10 protein-coding genes and 2 tRNA genes are annotated in these 14,532 nt (G+C 69.3%); 8 read left to right on the top strand and 4 right to left on the bottom strand.

All coding sequences use genetic code 11. From position 1 onward, the window contains the following. Nucleotides 1-17: 17 nt before the first annotated feature. Genes ACWIFB_RS02075 through ACWIFB_RS02065 form a run of 3 tightly spaced genes read left to right on the top strand, consistent with a single transcriptional unit; the run spans nt 18 to nt 3,358 of the window. Nucleotides 18-1,412, top strand: a complete 1,395-nt coding sequence (locus ACWIFB_RS02075; RefSeq protein WP_454057125.1) for a glycine--tRNA ligase — start codon at nt 18-20, stop codon at nt 1,410-1,412. A 55-nt stretch (nt 1,413-1,467) separates the two neighbouring features. Then, on the top strand, nt 1,468-2,085 hold the full coding sequence (locus ACWIFB_RS02070; protein WP_452099509.1) for a YdcF family protein: 618 nt from the start codon (nt 1,468-1,470) through the stop codon (nt 2,083-2,085). 10 nt (nt 2,086-2,095) lie between these two features. Then, entirely contained in the window at nt 2,096-3,358 is a 1,263-nt protein-coding gene (locus tag ACWIFB_RS02065; RefSeq protein ID WP_454057124.1) for a deoxyguanosinetriphosphate triphosphohydrolase, read from the top strand. A 21-nt stretch (nt 3,359-3,379) separates the two neighbouring features. On the opposite strand, the gene ACWIFB_RS02060 is transcribed toward ACWIFB_RS02065, so the two are convergent. From ACWIFB_RS02060 to ACWIFB_RS02050, 3 genes are all read right to left on the bottom strand, one after another. Next, nucleotides 3,380-5,578 (bottom strand): FUSC family protein, encoded by a 2,199-nt coding sequence (locus ACWIFB_RS02060; protein WP_454057123.1) that lies wholly within the window; start codon nt 5,576-5,578, stop codon nt 3,380-3,382. A 77-nt stretch (nt 5,579-5,655) separates the two neighbouring features. After that, nucleotides 5,656-6,993, bottom strand: coding sequence for a serine hydrolase domain-containing protein (locus tag ACWIFB_RS02055; RefSeq protein ID WP_454057122.1), 1,338 nt, complete (start codon nt 6,991-6,993; stop codon nt 5,656-5,658). Nucleotides 6,994-6,995: 2 nt separating this feature from the next. Further along, nucleotides 6,996-9,044, bottom strand: coding sequence for a TPM domain-containing protein (locus tag ACWIFB_RS02050; RefSeq protein WP_454057121.1), 2,049 nt, complete (start codon nt 9,042-9,044; stop codon nt 6,996-6,998). A 67-nt stretch (nt 9,045-9,111) separates the two neighbouring features. Between ACWIFB_RS02050 and dnaG the strand changes: the two genes are divergently transcribed. Beyond that, nucleotides 9,112-11,112, top strand: coding sequence for a DNA primase (gene dnaG / locus ACWIFB_RS02045; protein WP_452099413.1), 2,001 nt, complete (start codon nt 9,112-9,114; stop codon nt 11,110-11,112). Nucleotides 11,113-11,192: 80 nt separating this feature from the next. Then, nucleotides 11,193-11,265 (top strand) — tRNA-Asn (locus ACWIFB_RS02040). 92 nt (nt 11,266-11,357) lie between these two features. Here the strand turns inward: ACWIFB_RS02040 and ACWIFB_RS02035 are convergent. Beyond that, a complete protein-coding gene (locus tag ACWIFB_RS02035) occupies nt 11,358-11,777 on the bottom strand; it encodes a nuclear transport factor 2 family protein (protein ID WP_452099414.1) in 420 nt (139 codons plus the stop codon). Nucleotides 11,778-11,920: 143 nt separating this feature from the next. Here ACWIFB_RS02035 and ACWIFB_RS02030 point away from each other — a divergent pair, with 143 nt between their 5' ends. The 3 genes from ACWIFB_RS02030 (at nt 11,921) to ACWIFB_RS02020 (ending at nt 14,496) form a co-directional block, all read left to right on the top strand. Next, nucleotides 11,921-12,907 (top strand): diaminopimelate dehydrogenase, encoded by a 987-nt coding sequence (locus ACWIFB_RS02030; protein ID WP_452099415.1) that lies wholly within the window; start codon nt 11,921-11,923, stop codon nt 12,905-12,907. 72 nt (nt 12,908-12,979) lie between these two features. Continuing rightward, a complete protein-coding gene (locus tag ACWIFB_RS02025) occupies nt 12,980-14,368 on the top strand; it encodes a carboxylesterase/lipase family protein (RefSeq protein ID WP_454057120.1) in 1,389 nt (462 codons plus the stop codon). Nucleotides 14,369-14,422: 54 nt separating this feature from the next. Further along, a tRNA-Ile gene (locus ACWIFB_RS02020) sits at nt 14,423-14,496 on the top strand. Nucleotides 14,497-14,532 lie beyond the last annotated feature (36 nt).

Raw genomic sequence — 14,532 nt, 5'->3', positions numbered from 1 at the left:
AAGGGAGAACCCCCGACGTGGCAGCCTCAGCTTCCGTCATCGACACCGTCGTCAACCTCTGCAAGCGCCGGGGACTGGTGTACCAGAGCGGCGAGATCTACGGCGGTACCCGCTCGGCCTGGGACTACGGTCCGCTCGGTGCGGAGCTCAAGGAGAACATCAAGCGTCAGTGGTGGCGGACCTTCGTCACCGCGCGCGAGGACGTGGTGGGCCTGGACTCCTCGATCATCCTGCCGCGCAGGGTGTGGGAGGCCTCCGGTCACGTCGAGACGTTCACCGACCCGCTGGTCGAGTGCATGTCCTGCCACACCCGCCTGCGTCATGACCACCTGCAGGAGGCCTACGCGGCCAAGAAGAAGCTGGACGACCCGGCAGATGCCCCGATGTCCGAGATCGCGTGTCCGAACTGTGGCACCAAGGGCAAGTGGACCGATCCGCAGCTCTTCTCCGGCCTGGTCAAGACCTACCTCGGCCCGGTGGACAACGAGGAGGGCCTGCACTACCTCCGTCCGGAAACCGCCCAGGGGATCTTCGTCAACTACAAGAACGTCATGACCACGGCGCGCCGGAAGCCGCCGTTCGGCATCGGCCAGATCGGCAAGGCGTTCCGGAACGAGATCACCCCCGGCAACTTCATCTTCCGCACCCGCGAGTTCGAGCAGATGGAAATCGAGTTCTTCACCAGGCCCGACGAGGCCCCGGAGTGGTTCGACCGTTGGGTCGAGGACTGCTGGAGCTGGTTCGTGGATCTGGGGATCGACCCGGACAACCTGCGTCGCTTCGACGTGCCGCAGGACGAGCGCGCCCATTACTCGGCCCGCACGATCGACTTCGAGTACAAGTTCGGCTTCCAGGGCAACGAGTGGGGCGAGCTCATGGGCATCGCCAACCGCACGGACTACGACCTGTCGCAGCACCAGAAGCACTCGGGCGAGGACCTGCAGTACTTCGACCAGGCGACCGGCGAGAAGTACATCCCGTACGTCATCGAGCCCAGCTTCGGCCTGACCCGCTCGCTGATGGCGTTCCTGGTGGACGCCTACACCGAGGACGAGGCGCCCAACGCCAAGGGCGGCGTCGACACCCGGACCGTTCTCAAGCTCGACCGTCGCCTGTCGCCCTTCAAGGCCGCGGTGCTACCGCTGTCGCGTAACGCCGACCTGTCGCCCAAGGCGCGGGATCTGGCGGCGCAGCTGCGCAAGAACTGGAACGTGGACTTCGACGACGCGCAGGCCATCGGCCGCCGCTACCGACGCCACGACGAGATCGGCACCCCGTTCTGTATCACCGTGGACTTCGACACGCTCGAGGACCAGGCCGTGACCATCCGCGAGCGGGACACCATGGCGCAGGAGCGTGTCGCGATCGACCAGGTGGAGGGCTACCTCGCCGAGCGCCTCATCGGGTGCTGATGCCGGTTCCTGGCACACTGGTCGGGTGAGTAGAACCCGGTCCCCACGCAGCGCGGTGACCAGGGCCCTCGGATGGGTCGTGGTCATCGCGCTGCTGTCGTGCCTGATCATTCCCGGTTTCATCGCGTTCCGCGTCTGGTATGTGGCGCGCATAGACGACCGGACGCCGGCCGATGCGATCGTCGTGCTGGGTGCCGCGCAGTACAACGGCATCCCCACGCCTGTCTTCCAGGCGAGGCTGGAGCACGCGGCCACGCTCTTCGACGAGGGGGTGGCGCCGCAGATCATCACGGTCGGCGGTAGTCAGCCGGGTGACCTGTACACGGAGGCCGGATCGGGGCGCTCCTACCTGACCCAGCTGGGCGTCCCACCCGAGGCGATCCTCGCCGTGGAGACCGGGACCAACACCGTCGGAAGCCTGGAGGCCGTCGCCCGGACGGTCCGGGACCAGGGCGGCGAATCGGTGGTCCTGGTCAGTGACCCCACCCACTCGTATCGGTCGCGGATGATGGCGCACGACGTGGGTCTCGATGCCTGGACCTCGCCGACGCGACACGGTCCCGCGGTGTGGACCAGGGAGAACCAGATCATGAGCATCATCCGGGAGACCGGGGCGGTGCTCTGGTATCAGTACCAGCGGCTCGCCGGGAGCAACGTGGACTTCCCCGACTAGGAGTGACGGCATGACGGGATACGCCTACAGCGAGGCGGACGCGGAACGCCGTGTCGACGAGCACCCTGGCCGGGGCCGACCCTCGGCCAGTGAGCGCAGCCCCTTCGAACGGGATCGCGCGCGTGTCCTGCATTCGGCCGCGTTGCGGCGGCTGGCGGACAAGACGCAGGTCGTCGGGCCGGGCGACGGGGACACCCCGCGGACCCGCCTCACCCATTCGCTCGAGGTCGCGCAGATCTCCCGCAGCATCGCCGCTGGCCTGGGCTGCGATCCCGACCTCGCGGACCTAGCTGGGCTGAGCCACGACATCGGTCATCCGCCGTACGGGCACAACGGCGAACGGGCCCTGGACGAGGTGGCGCGCGGTTGTGGCGGCTACGAGGGCAACGCGCAGACCATCCGGATCCTGTCGCGTCTGGAACCCAAGGTGGTCGACGACCGCGGCACCGGGGTGGGGCTCAACCTCACCCGCGCGGCGCTGGACGCGGCGACCAAGTACCCGTGGTTGCCCCGCGAGGGCACCACCAAGTTCGGGGCCTACGCCGAGGACGCCGAGATCCTGGAATGGATACGGCAGGGAGCGCCCGGTGACACCCGGTCGCTGGAGGCCCAGATCATGGATTTCTCCGACGACGTGGCCTACTCGGTCCACGATGTGGAGGACGCGATCGTCGCCGGACGGTTGGATCTGCGTTCGCTGTCCGACGCCTCGGAGGTCGCCGCGCTCGCGGAGATGGGGGCCACGGAATTCCGTGGCCCCGACGCCGATCAGTTGGAGCAGGCCGCCGAGCGGCTCGGCGCGCTGGAGGTGGTCCGGGTCGTCCAGCCCTTCGACGAGAGTTTCCGGGGCATGGTGGCGCTCAAGGCGCTGACCAGCGAGCTGGTGGGACGCTTCGTCATGCCGGCCATCCACACCACCCGTGAGGTGCACGGCGCGGTGCCGCACGGCCGGTACAGCGCGGATCTGGAGGTACCGGTGGAGGTCGAGGCCGAGGTGGTGATGCTCAAGACGATGGCCGTGCGCTACGTGATGAGCGACCCGGGCCACCGGGTCCGGCAGGACCGCCAACGCGACCGTATCCATCGGGTGGCCGAGTACCTGGCCCACTCCGGTCACGCGGCGCTCGACCCCGTGCTGCGACCGCTGTGGGATGCCGCCGGGGACGACGCCGCGCGGGTGCGGGTCATCGTCGACCAGATCGCGCTGTACACCGAGAGCAGACTCGAACGGATCGACCGGGCCAGCGCCGGCATTCAGGCGGCGTGGGGCTGACCGTCATCCGGCATGCGCCAGCTACTGGGCGTGTGTGCGTTCCCGTCGGAAGCGTCGGTCCTCTGACGGTTCGAGGACCTCGCTGAGTCGGCGCATCACCCAGGTGAAACGGGCGAGTGCGATCAATGCGGCTCTGACCGTGGGATCCTCGACGTCGGGTGAAAGCTCCTCCGCAGACTCGGCGGATGTAGTCGTCGGTGCGGTGCCCGGGTCGGAGACGTCGGGTGGATGGTCGATCTGGCGTCGCGCCTTCGCTGCGGCCTCCCGTGCACCGTCGACCGCATCCCGGATCAGGTCGTGGTGCCGTGCCAACCCCGCAGCCCCAGTCGGGGCGGTGGCGGTACTCATGACGACCTGGGCGAAACGCACGGCCGACCGCGACGAGTAGGCCATGAGGATGCGCGCGGACTCGACGCGTTCGTGTCCGATGACGAGGAACGCCGCGGACATCGCCGAGATGGTCTGGTCGACCTCGGACTGCGCCGACTCCACCGCGTGGACCTTGCCCAGCAACGTGCCGCATTCGGTGTGTGACTCGCCGAGCGCGGCCCCCTCCTGCAGCAGTTCATCTACCGCGTTGACGTACGCGTTGATATTGGCGACGAGTGCTGGCCGTGAGGTCGTGGACAGCAGCATGTAGGCGCAGAGTACCCCGCAGGCACAGCCGGCAATGGTCTCCTCGAGTCGCACTTCCAGAAGGTGGCCGTGCAGTACTCCGAGCAGGTCGTACACGGCCACGAGCATGGTTGTGACGAAGAACGCGGCGAACATGTAGTTGAGCGGTGCGAAGTAGATCATCCCCATGACGCACAGCAGGCAGATCGCGAGAAGGACACCGCTGACGTCGTGGGCGAGGAAGGTCAGGGCGATGCCCGAGGCCAGTCCGAGCACGGTTCCCAGAAGCCGACGGTAGGCACGGGTGAGGATGCCACTGCGGGTCGTCGTGCTGAGGAATACCACGAAGGCGGTCAATACCGCCCAGTACCACCTGGTGGCGGAGATTGCCTCGCCCACCACGGAGGCGAGAGCGGTGGCGGTCATGGCCTGGATCGCGAGCCGGCTCGTGGGGTTCCAGTCGCGCCACCGTGTCCACCGTGGGTGTGGAACACCATGCCCGGAGCGGGGTGCTGTCGTAGAGGCTGGCGACAAGGCGTCCAGCGGAGTGGCTATGACAGACGAGACCGGGCTCGTTGCGGAGTTCCCGTGGGGGGCGCTCCTGGGGTGTAGCCCCACTTCTTTCAGGCGCGCGTGGGCGAGTACGCACTCGGCGAGCCGGTAGGTGCGGAGGTCGGCGTGTTTCGCGCTCGCCTGCTCACGGGAATCGACCCCGTCGACCACAGAGTGCGCCCAACGCTGAGCCTGTTCGAGCCTTGTGGCGGGGGTGCGCTCGTCGAGGGTGACGAGCACGTTGTCGAGTGCCGTCTCGAGGTCTCCGGCGCCAGAGCTTCGATCCGGCTGGCGGTCTTGGTAGGGGTCGCCCGTCCCGACGGGGCTGAGCCCGCCGCTGTGGCCGAAAGTCAGCTGGTGACAGGCCTCCTCGGCGTGCACGCAAGCGTCCAGGACACGTAGGGCGAGGGCGTCGGCATCCCAGTTCGTGAACGCATCGGTACGGAAGTTCTTCTGCCAGTCTGTGATTGCCCGCCAAATCGTGTCGACTCGGTCGAGACGGGTCGCGAGCGCGTGCGCGTGCGCTGGCGCTACGGCCGATTCGAGGGCAGCAGCGGTGGCCACGCGCAGTTCGCGGAACATCACCCCGAGTTCGCGCTCGGGGTGCCGCCCGAGCCACATGATCAGCTTCATGACGAACTGCATCCCCGCGGCGCCCGCCGCGATCAGGCAGAACGCAGGTAGGTCCTTCGGGCTGGGGTGTATGAACAGGGTAAAAAAATATGCGAAGAACGCGAGGGTGCCCACCGCGGTGGCCCGTGCCCCGAATCGCCTGATCCACACGGTGATACCGGAGATCAAGACGAACACGGTGAGCATGATGATGCGCTGTGAGTGCAGGGCCGTGGCCAGAAGTGGCACGAGGATAAGGGTGGGTATTAGTAGCCCGGTGGTCAGTACGCGGGCCGATGCGGTCGAATCCTTGACGAAGAGCCCGGACATCAGGGACAGGAACACCGACATGGACAGCAGACCACTGTCGGCGTCGAGAACGTGGATGACGCCGTAGCCCCACAGCACACTCAGAAGGACCCCGGTGGTGACGGAGAGCATCTTTCGGAGTCGTTCCCGCGCGGGATCCCGAGCGCCGAGGGAGCGGAGGGCCCGGGTGATCACACCGGAGGGCGCCGTCATCCAACCGCCCGGGTCAGATCGCTGACGAGACGGTCCACCTCGAGCGAATCCATGGTGGCGCCGGGGGTGAACCCGGTTCGCACGACCACGAGGTCGGCCGAGGGGACCACCACCACGTACTGCCCGTCATGCCCGGAGGCCCAGTACGCGTCCTCTGGCATATCCATCCGCGGTGGCGTCCCGTCTCCGGCGACGTTCACCCACCACTGGGCGCCGTACGGCTCGGTTTCACCCTCGGCCGGGACGACGGTCGTCGAGTACTCCATCCAGCCCTCGGGCAGCAGCCTGTCGCCGTTCACCACGCCGTCGTCCAGCGCGAACTGGCCGAAGCGGGCGAAATCCCTGGGCGTGGCCCACAGGTATGAGCTGCAGACGGAGTGGCCGGAGGCGTCGGCCTCGAGCACGGCGCTGCGCATCCCCAGGGGCCGGAAGAGCAGTTCCTCGGCCATCCCGGGACCCATGCCCGTGCGTTCGTGCAGGAGGTCGCAGATCAGGTTGGTGGTACCGGAGGAGTATTGGCGGTAGGTGCCCGGTTCGTGGGCGAGCGACTGTGAGGCGGCGAACGCGGCCATGTCGGGCGCGTCGAAGAGCATCTGGGTGATGGGGGTGCCGAGGTCGTATTCCTCGTCCCATTCCAGGCCCGAGGTCATGCGCATCAGGTCGTCCAGCGAGATCTGTGCGCGCTCGTCGGTCCATTCGGGGCGCAGCCCGGTCCCGTCCGGGTCGAGGTCGGCGTCCGGGTGCTCGAGTCGGGCGCGTCCGACGAGTGTGGAGGCCACACTCTTGCCCATGGACCAGCCGAGCTGCCGGGTGTCGGCGTCGAACCCGTCCGCGTACCGCTCGCCGATGATCCGGCCATCGTGGACCACGACGAGACCCCGCGTTCCCTCCTGCGCGGCGGCCTCGTCGAGTGCGGTCTCGACGTCGGCCCGGGACTCCTCGTCCACGGGGAGATCGATGCCCTCGGGGCCCGGTGCGACGAGCTCTGGGGGAGGTGCGGACTGCTGCGATCCGGCGACACGGTCACCGAGTGCGCATCCGTACTCCGAGACGTACGCCGTCTGCCGGAATGCCACGCCCAGGACCGAGACGGCGGCCGTGCCCTCCTCCTCGTCGACGTCGGTCCGCAGGTACGGCACCAACGGGTTGGGAGGCAGGTCCGTCTCCGGGTCGGCGCGCCCGGTGAGGAAGGTGACGGCGCACGCGTTGTGCGCGGCGTACCCGGTGCCGGTGCGCAGCATCGGTCGGTAGATGGATCCGACGACGACGAGAGCAGCCGCGACCACCACGATCACGACCAGAAGCGAAAGCAGAGCGATGCGTGGGCGCGTCATCGTCAGAATCGCCCGCCCGCGCCACCGAAGCCGCCGCCTCCGCCGCCACCGAACCCACCGCCGCCGAACCCGCCACCGAAGCCACCGCGGCTTCGGCCGAAGCTCGATCCGCCGCCGCGCGCCATGCCCTGGATCAGGGCGCCGGCGATCATCCCGCCTACCATCGCGCCGGTGTTGGATCCGCCGCGACCCCCTCGAGGGCCGCGGCCGTACGGTCCGCTGCCGTACTGGGGGCGGGAGGCGTCGGACTGCGCCAGGCGGAGTGCCTCCCGGGCCAGTGACAGTGCGCGATCGGCGGCGGGGAACGCGGCCGGGCCCGCGGTCGCCTCGGCCGTGGCCAGGGCGTCCTTGGCCCCGGCGAGCCGGGTGCGTGCGGCCTGTCCGATCACGGCCGATCGGCTACCGATGAAGTCGTCGGCCTCGCGGACGGCGCCCCGGGCGCGGGTGAGCGCGGCCTGGCGGGCGGCGCGGGCGCGACCGGCGGCCTCGGCCTCGTGGCCTGCGGCGGCCAGGGCCTCGTCGAGGTTCCGGTCCACGTCGATGAGCCGGGAGAAGTTGCCCAGCGGGTCCGACTGGCCCTGCGCGCGCGCCTGATCAGCCGCCGCCCGTGCTGTCGTCGCGACCGTGGAGAGAGTGCGGCTGGTGGCATCGCTGACATCGGTGGAGGCCAGCAGACGGCCGGCGATCGCCAGCTCCTCGTCGACCTCGGCGATCAGTGCGGGCAGGTCCCGGCGCGCGGTGACGATGTCGTCGGCCGCGTGGTCCACGCCGTCGACGAGCTTCTCGGCTTGCGTCAGCTCGCCCTCGGCGGTGGTGATGGCGTCCACTGCCTCGGCCTGCTCGCCCACCGGGCGGGCCAGCGCCTCGCGGGCGCGGGCGGTATCGGCATCGGCCGCGTCGAGCATCTGTTCGGCCAACGACAGGTTGTCGGTGATCGAGGACAGGACCGTCGGCGGGAACTGTTGCCGCAGGCTCTCCATCGACTTCTCGGCCTCGGGGATCCGGGCACGCAGGCTGATCGCCCGTCGGGTGAGGGCGTCGACCGAGGCGGCGCCGTTGATGAGAAGGTCACGCATGTCGGAGAACGCCTTGGCCTGACCCTCGAGTCCTCGCTCCGCGCGTTCGGCGCGGGCGGCCACCTCGAGCAGCATGCTCCTGCGCTGGTCGGGGGTCTCGGGGATGTCGTCGTCGAGGCGCTGGATCAACGCGTGCGCCGCGTTGACCTCGGCGTGGGCGGTGTCCAGGGCCGAGCGGAACGGCCGGGTCCGCAGCTCGCCGAACTCCCCGGCCGCCGTCTTCAGTGCCGTCGCGGACGCCTCCACCGCCTGGTCCGCGTCGACGAGGCCTGCGCGGGCGCGGGCGTCGAGCACCTCCACGGGCAGGGCGGACATCCTGGCCGTGTCGTCGCCGGCGATGTCGCGGGCGTCCTCGATCTGCCTGGCGGTCTTCGCGGCGCGGCGTCGGCGGCTGAACAGCACCAGTCCCACCACGAGCGCGATGATCACGGCGATCCCGATCAGCATCGCCACGGGGGAGACCTCGGACCCGGATCCCTGCCGCTCCAGTCCGTCGGCGGCGCCGATCGCCGCGCCGGCCCAGTCCCGGACCGCCAGGTGCGGTTCGATGTCTTGTGCAGCGATCTGGTCGGTGGCCCGGGCGTCGAGAGCGCCGTACTCGAACCAGTAAGCGCGTTCGTCGACCGCCACCACGAGCATCGCGTCCCTCGTTCCGAACTGCGAGAGCCGGTGGGTCTGCTCGGCCCATGTCTGCGGGCGCATGCCGTCGAAGGTGTCCACATAGGCCACCCAGAGCTTGATGGAGTCCGTCGATTGCAGCTCCGAGATCCGGGTCTCGACCTCTCCTGTACGGGCACCCAGGACGCCTGCGGAATCAGTGACCCGTTGCTGGAGTCGCAATGGCTGGTCGGCCATGGCGCCCGGCGCGGCCCAGAGCATCGAGGTCGCGAGAAACGCGACGACCAGCGCCAGTGCCGCGGTGAACCGGGTCCGGCGCGTCCCGATGGCGGCCGGCGAGGGGAGGGTGACGATCATGGGCCCAGCGTATCGGCCCGGCATCGGCGGCAGGCGCGGTCCGGCACGGGCCGCTACTCTGGGCGTCATGGCAGGGCGGATTCCGGAGCAGGACATCGCCGCGATCCGCGAGCGCACCCGTATCGAGGAGATCGTCGGCGAGTACGTTGCGCTCAAACCAGGCGGCGCGGACTCGATGAAGGGCCTGTCGCCGTTCAAGGACGAGAAGACCCCGTCGTTCCACGTACGCCCGCAGCACGGTTACTTCCACTGCTTCTCCACCGGCGAGGGCGGGGATGTCTTCGCCTTCCTCATGAAGATGGAGCACATCGGGTTCGTCGAGGCCGTCGAGCAGCTGGCGGACAGGATCGGCTACCGCATCACCTACGAGGGCGGCGGGCAGGTGGTCCAGCGTGATCGCGGGACGCGCTCCCGGCTCGCGCTGGCCAACGCGGCGGCCCAGAAGTTCTATGCCGAGCGCCTGCGGGAGGACGCGGAGGCGCAGATCGCGCGGGACTTCCTCACCGAGCGCGGCTTCGACATGGGTCAGGCCGAGCATTTCGGGTGTGGGTACGCACCGGCGGGCTGGGACACCATGAGCAAGCACCTCATGCGCCAGGGCTTCGAGGCCTCCGAGCTCGAGGCGGCCGGTCTGTCCAAGACCAGCTCGCGTGGCACGCTCATCGACCGCTTCCATCGCCGGCTGTTGTGGCCGATTCGGAACCTGGCTGGCGAGGTGATCGGCTTCGGTGCCCGCAAGCTCTTCGAGGACGACAAGCTGGGCAAGTACATGAACACGCCCGAGACGATGCTGTACAAGAAGTCGCAGGTGCTGTTCGGACTGGACCTGGCCAAGCGTGACATCGCCTCGCAGCGCCGGGCCGTGGTGGTCGAGGGCTATACGGATGTCATGGCCATGCACGCGGCCGGGGTCACCACGGCGGTGGCCGCGTGTGGCACCGCGTTCGGCGAGGATCATCTGTCGACGCTGCGACGGCTGATGCTGGACGACAATTACTTCCGCGGCGAGATCGTCTACACCTTCGACGGCGACGAGGCCGGCAAGAAGGCGGCACTGCGCGCGTTCGCCGGCGACCAGCAGTTCTCGGGCCGCACATTCGTCGCGGTGGCCCCGCCGGGCCAGGATCCGTGCGACATCCGCCAGAACCGCGGGGACGCGGCGGTGCGTGACCTGGTCTCCTCGCGGGTGCCGATGTTCGAGTTCGCGATCCGTTCGATGCTCGAGGAGCATGATCTCGACCACGCCGAGGGGCGCGTGGAGGCGTTGCGCCGCACGGTGCCGGTGGTGGCCGACATCCGCGATTCGTCGCTGCGGGACGAGTACGCGCGCCAGCTCGCCGGCTGGGTGGGATGGGACGATCCGTCGCTGGTCGTGCGGCGGGTTCGCGAGGAGTCGCGCAAGAAGGGGCGCTCCCGTCCGTCGGGCCCGGGCGGACGCCGCCGCGCGCCGGGTGGCCCCGGTGGGGGCGCCCGGCCCGGCTGGGATCGTGCGGGGGGTGAGAAGCGGGGGTACGACGACGAGACGGCGGCAGATGCGCAGCGGTCACCCGAGGCCCGGCCCGGTGTCCCGCTGCCCGCTCCTGCGGATCCGGTGCTCTGGCCGCAACGCGAGGCGATCAAGGCGGCCCTGCAGTACCCGGGTCTGGCGGGTCCGTTGTTCGACTCGTTGCCGCAGGAGTGCTATACGCATCCGGCGTATTCTGCGATCGCCGGAGCGCTCGCCGGGGCCGGGGGGTGTGTGGCCGGCAAGAGCGGCGCGAACTGGGTCAGCGAGGTCTCCGGGGGACTGAAGGACGAGGGGCTGAGTCGTCTGGTCGGCGCGCTGGCGGTGGAGACACTGCGCGCATCCGAGGAGGCGATGCCCCGTTACATCTCGGGCGTGCTGGCGCGGCTGCAGGAGGTGTGGGTGTCCGGGCAGATCGCGGATCTCAAGTCCCGGGTGCAGCGGATGAGCCCCGCCGAGGACCCGGAGGGTTACTCCGCGCTGTTCGGAGATCTGGTGGCCCTGGAGGAATACCGACGTGGCCTGCTGGAGCAGGCGGTCGGGGCCACTCCGGACATTGCCTGACCAGGCGATTTGGTTCGTCACGGCGGGCGCACTAAGGTAAGTTCTCGGTATCCGGCACGAGCGCCGGAAGCCGCAGACAATCCCCCATAGCTCAATTGGCAGAGCATTCGACTGTTAATCGAAGGGTTATTGGTTCGAGTCCAATTGGGGGAGCACCAGACCAGGCCAGAGGCGATCCGCCCTGGCCTGGTCCGCATTTCGATATTGATGGTCGGTACTTCCCGCAGGATCCCGGGCTGTGTGAGTCAGCCGGGCTGTAGTGTGCGGCGGTCGCCGAGGGTGAAGTCCACGCGGAGCACCCGGGAATTGATCTGCCACCCCTCGGACGTCCGGGTCCACTCGTCTGTGTATTCGCCGAAGCACTCGTACGACAGTCCGGCTTGCTCGCCTGTCCCGGCATGGTAGACGCGGACGTACGTCCGGCTCCTCGCGTGGTCCTCGTCGTCGCCGGCGAGCTCAACCCGGTGGTTGCCCAGGAGGTGTTGTGACGGACCGCATCCTCCGAGGTGCTGCCGCACTCCCGTGATGATTTCCTGCCGGCCGGTCGACCCGTATCCGGTCGCGGATTCGGTGAACAACTCGCCGAGCGCGTGCCAGTCGCGTGTGTCGAGCGCGGAGGCGACGTCCGACAGGCGCTCGATGATCTGGTCTCTGTCAGTGGTCATCATCCATGTGTATCAGCAGGGTCCCGGCAAGTTTCTGTGCTTCTCGCAATTCGGGCCACACAGCTCTGCCGGAGGCGGCGGGGCCGCACTCGTCCCGTTCGCTACGCTGAGCACCGGCTCGAACGACGGAGGACAGACAGCGCATGACCACGCAGATTCGGATCGGTATCGCCGGCTACGGCAACCTCGGCCGCGGTGTGGAGGCCGCGCTTGCACAGAACCCCGACATGTCGCTCGTGGGTGTGTTCACCCGCCGCGCGCCGGAGGACGTGGCGACGCTGAGCCCGGAGACCCCGGTGTTCGCGTACGACGCGCTGTCGACCGACGCCGCACAGATCGATGTGCTCATCCTCTGTGGAGGATCCAAGGACGATCTGCCGGTGCAGTCCCCCGAGCTGGCGGCGCGGTTCAACATCGTGGACAGCTTCGACACGCACGCCCGGATCCCCGAGCATTTCGCCGCGGTGGACGCGTCCGCCCGCGCGGCCGGGACCACCGCGTTGATCTCCGCCGGGTGGGATCCCGGGATGCTCTCGATCAACCGCATCCTCGGCGAGGCCCTGCTGCCCGAGGGCGACACGTACACGTTCTGGGGCCGCGGCCTGAGTCAGGGCCACTCGGACGCCGTCCGGCGCGTACCCGGGGTCGCCGGCGGTGTGCAGTACACCCTGCCCAGCGAGACCGCGATCGCCTCTGTGCGGGCCGGCGAGCGTCCGGAGCTCGCCACCCGTGACAAGCACGTTCGCGAGTGCTTCGTGGTGCTCGAGGACGGCGCGGACGCCGCCGCGGTCCGCGAGGCGATCGTGACGATGCCGAACTACTTCGCCGACTACGACACGTCGGTCACCTTCATCACCGCCGAGGAGCTCGCCCGCGACCACGGCGCCATGCCGCACGGCGGGTTCGTCCTCCGCTCCGGGGTGACAGGGCAGGGCAACACCCAGGGCGTCGAGTACCGGCTCACCCTCGGCAGCAACCCCGAGTTCACCGCCAGCGTCCTGGTGGCCTACTCGCGGGCGGTGTACCGGCTCCACCGAGGTGGCCAGGTGGGCGCGGTCACCGTGTTCGACATCGCCCCCGGCCTGCTCTCGCCCAAGACCCCCGAGCAGCTGCGCGCAGACGACCTGTAACGGCGCGCGCGTGGCCCGCGGGCCGCAGGTTCACACGCGGGGGACGGCCCGGTCGCTGGCTACGCTGTGACCATGACAGATGTCGACATCTCGTTGTCCACCGGACGCGTACGAGGGATCGTGCGGGACGGGGTCGCCCGCTTCCTCGGCATCCCCTACGCCGAGGACCCCGTCGGCGAACGGCGATTCGCCGCGCCGATTCCGCGTTCGGCGTGGCAGGACACGCGCGATGCGACCCGACCGGCCGCGACCGCACAGCGGCTGCGGTTCGACCCGGATCCGGCGATCCCCGAGCCGATAGTCGCAGGCACGGACGTGCTGCACGTCGACGTCTGGGCCCCCGCCGAGGGGGCGGGCCATCCGGTGATGGTGTGGATCCACGGCGGCGGCTGGGAGTCGGGTTCCTCGAACCAGCCGTGGTTCGACGGGGCGGCATTCGCGCGCCACGGCGTCGTCGTGGTGTCGGTCGGATATCGCCTCGGGGTCGAGGGGTTCACCTCGTTCCCCGATGCGCCGGACAACCGGGGCATGCTCGACTGGATCGCCGCCCTCGAGTGGGTCCGGAGCGAGATCTCCGCGTTCGGCGGGGATCCCCACCGCGTCACCGTCGCCGGACAGTCCGCCGGCGGGGGAGCGGTGTTGTGTCTGCTCGGATCCCCGGTCGCCGCCGGACTGTTCCAGCGCGCTATCGCGGCGTCACCGGCCGTCCTCCGGGCACCGTCCACTGCCGCGCCAGAGGGTGTCACCGCGGCGTCGTTGGCCGCAGGGGGCAGGGGAGCGGTCGATGAGTTCCATCGCCGGATGCGCAAGGAGAATCAGTTCACGCTGCCGTTCCGGCCGGTGGTCGGCGACGAGTTGTTGCCGGCCCCGCCGTTAGAGGCGGTCGCCGGAGGGCGGGCGAGCGAGGTCCCGCTGATGATCGGTTCCACCGCCACCGAGTTCGAAGCGATTGCCGACAGGCTGCCCGGGCCCGCGTTGGTGCCGGGCGCCGCCCTCATCGCGCTGTCCCAGCAGATCCCGAGGGCGGGGCTGCGTGCGCTGGCCCGCCAGTCCAACGGGCGGTCGTTGCGGCGCAGCGTCGGCGCGGTGATCGATGCGGCCGCCATCCACTCCACGGTCGCCCGCGCTGCCGAGACACGACTCGCGGCCGGCGATCCCACGTGGGTGTACGACTTCTGCTGGGCGGACGGCAACGGCCCGCGGCACTGCGCGGACCTGCCGTTCTTCTGGGGCTCGCCTGATGCGGAGAACGTCGAACGCTATCTGGGTGCCCCGGCCCCGGGGGCGCTGGTCACTGCCATGCACCAATCGTGGGTCCGCTTCGTCACCGATGGTGATCCCGGGTTCGCCGCGTATGAGGCGACCCGGCGCGCGGTCATGTCCTGGGACACCCCGCAGTCCGTCGTCGAGGACGGACTCTCCGCGGTACGGCAGGTCTGGTGGCCGGAGGAGGCACGGTAGCGGCTTGCTAGGATTGCCCGGCGCGCGTCGGGCAGATCCTCGCCGCGCGTATCGGGGGCTATAGCTCAGTTGGTTAGAGCCGCGGACTCATAATCCGCTGGTCGCGGGTTCGAGCCCCGCTGGCCCCACCTCAGGGCACCGCCGGCGGACGTCGAGCGGGCGTC

The organism is Dietzia sp. NPDC055340 (assembly GCF_053645335.1).
This window is presented reverse-complemented; position numbering and strand designations above follow the sequence as displayed.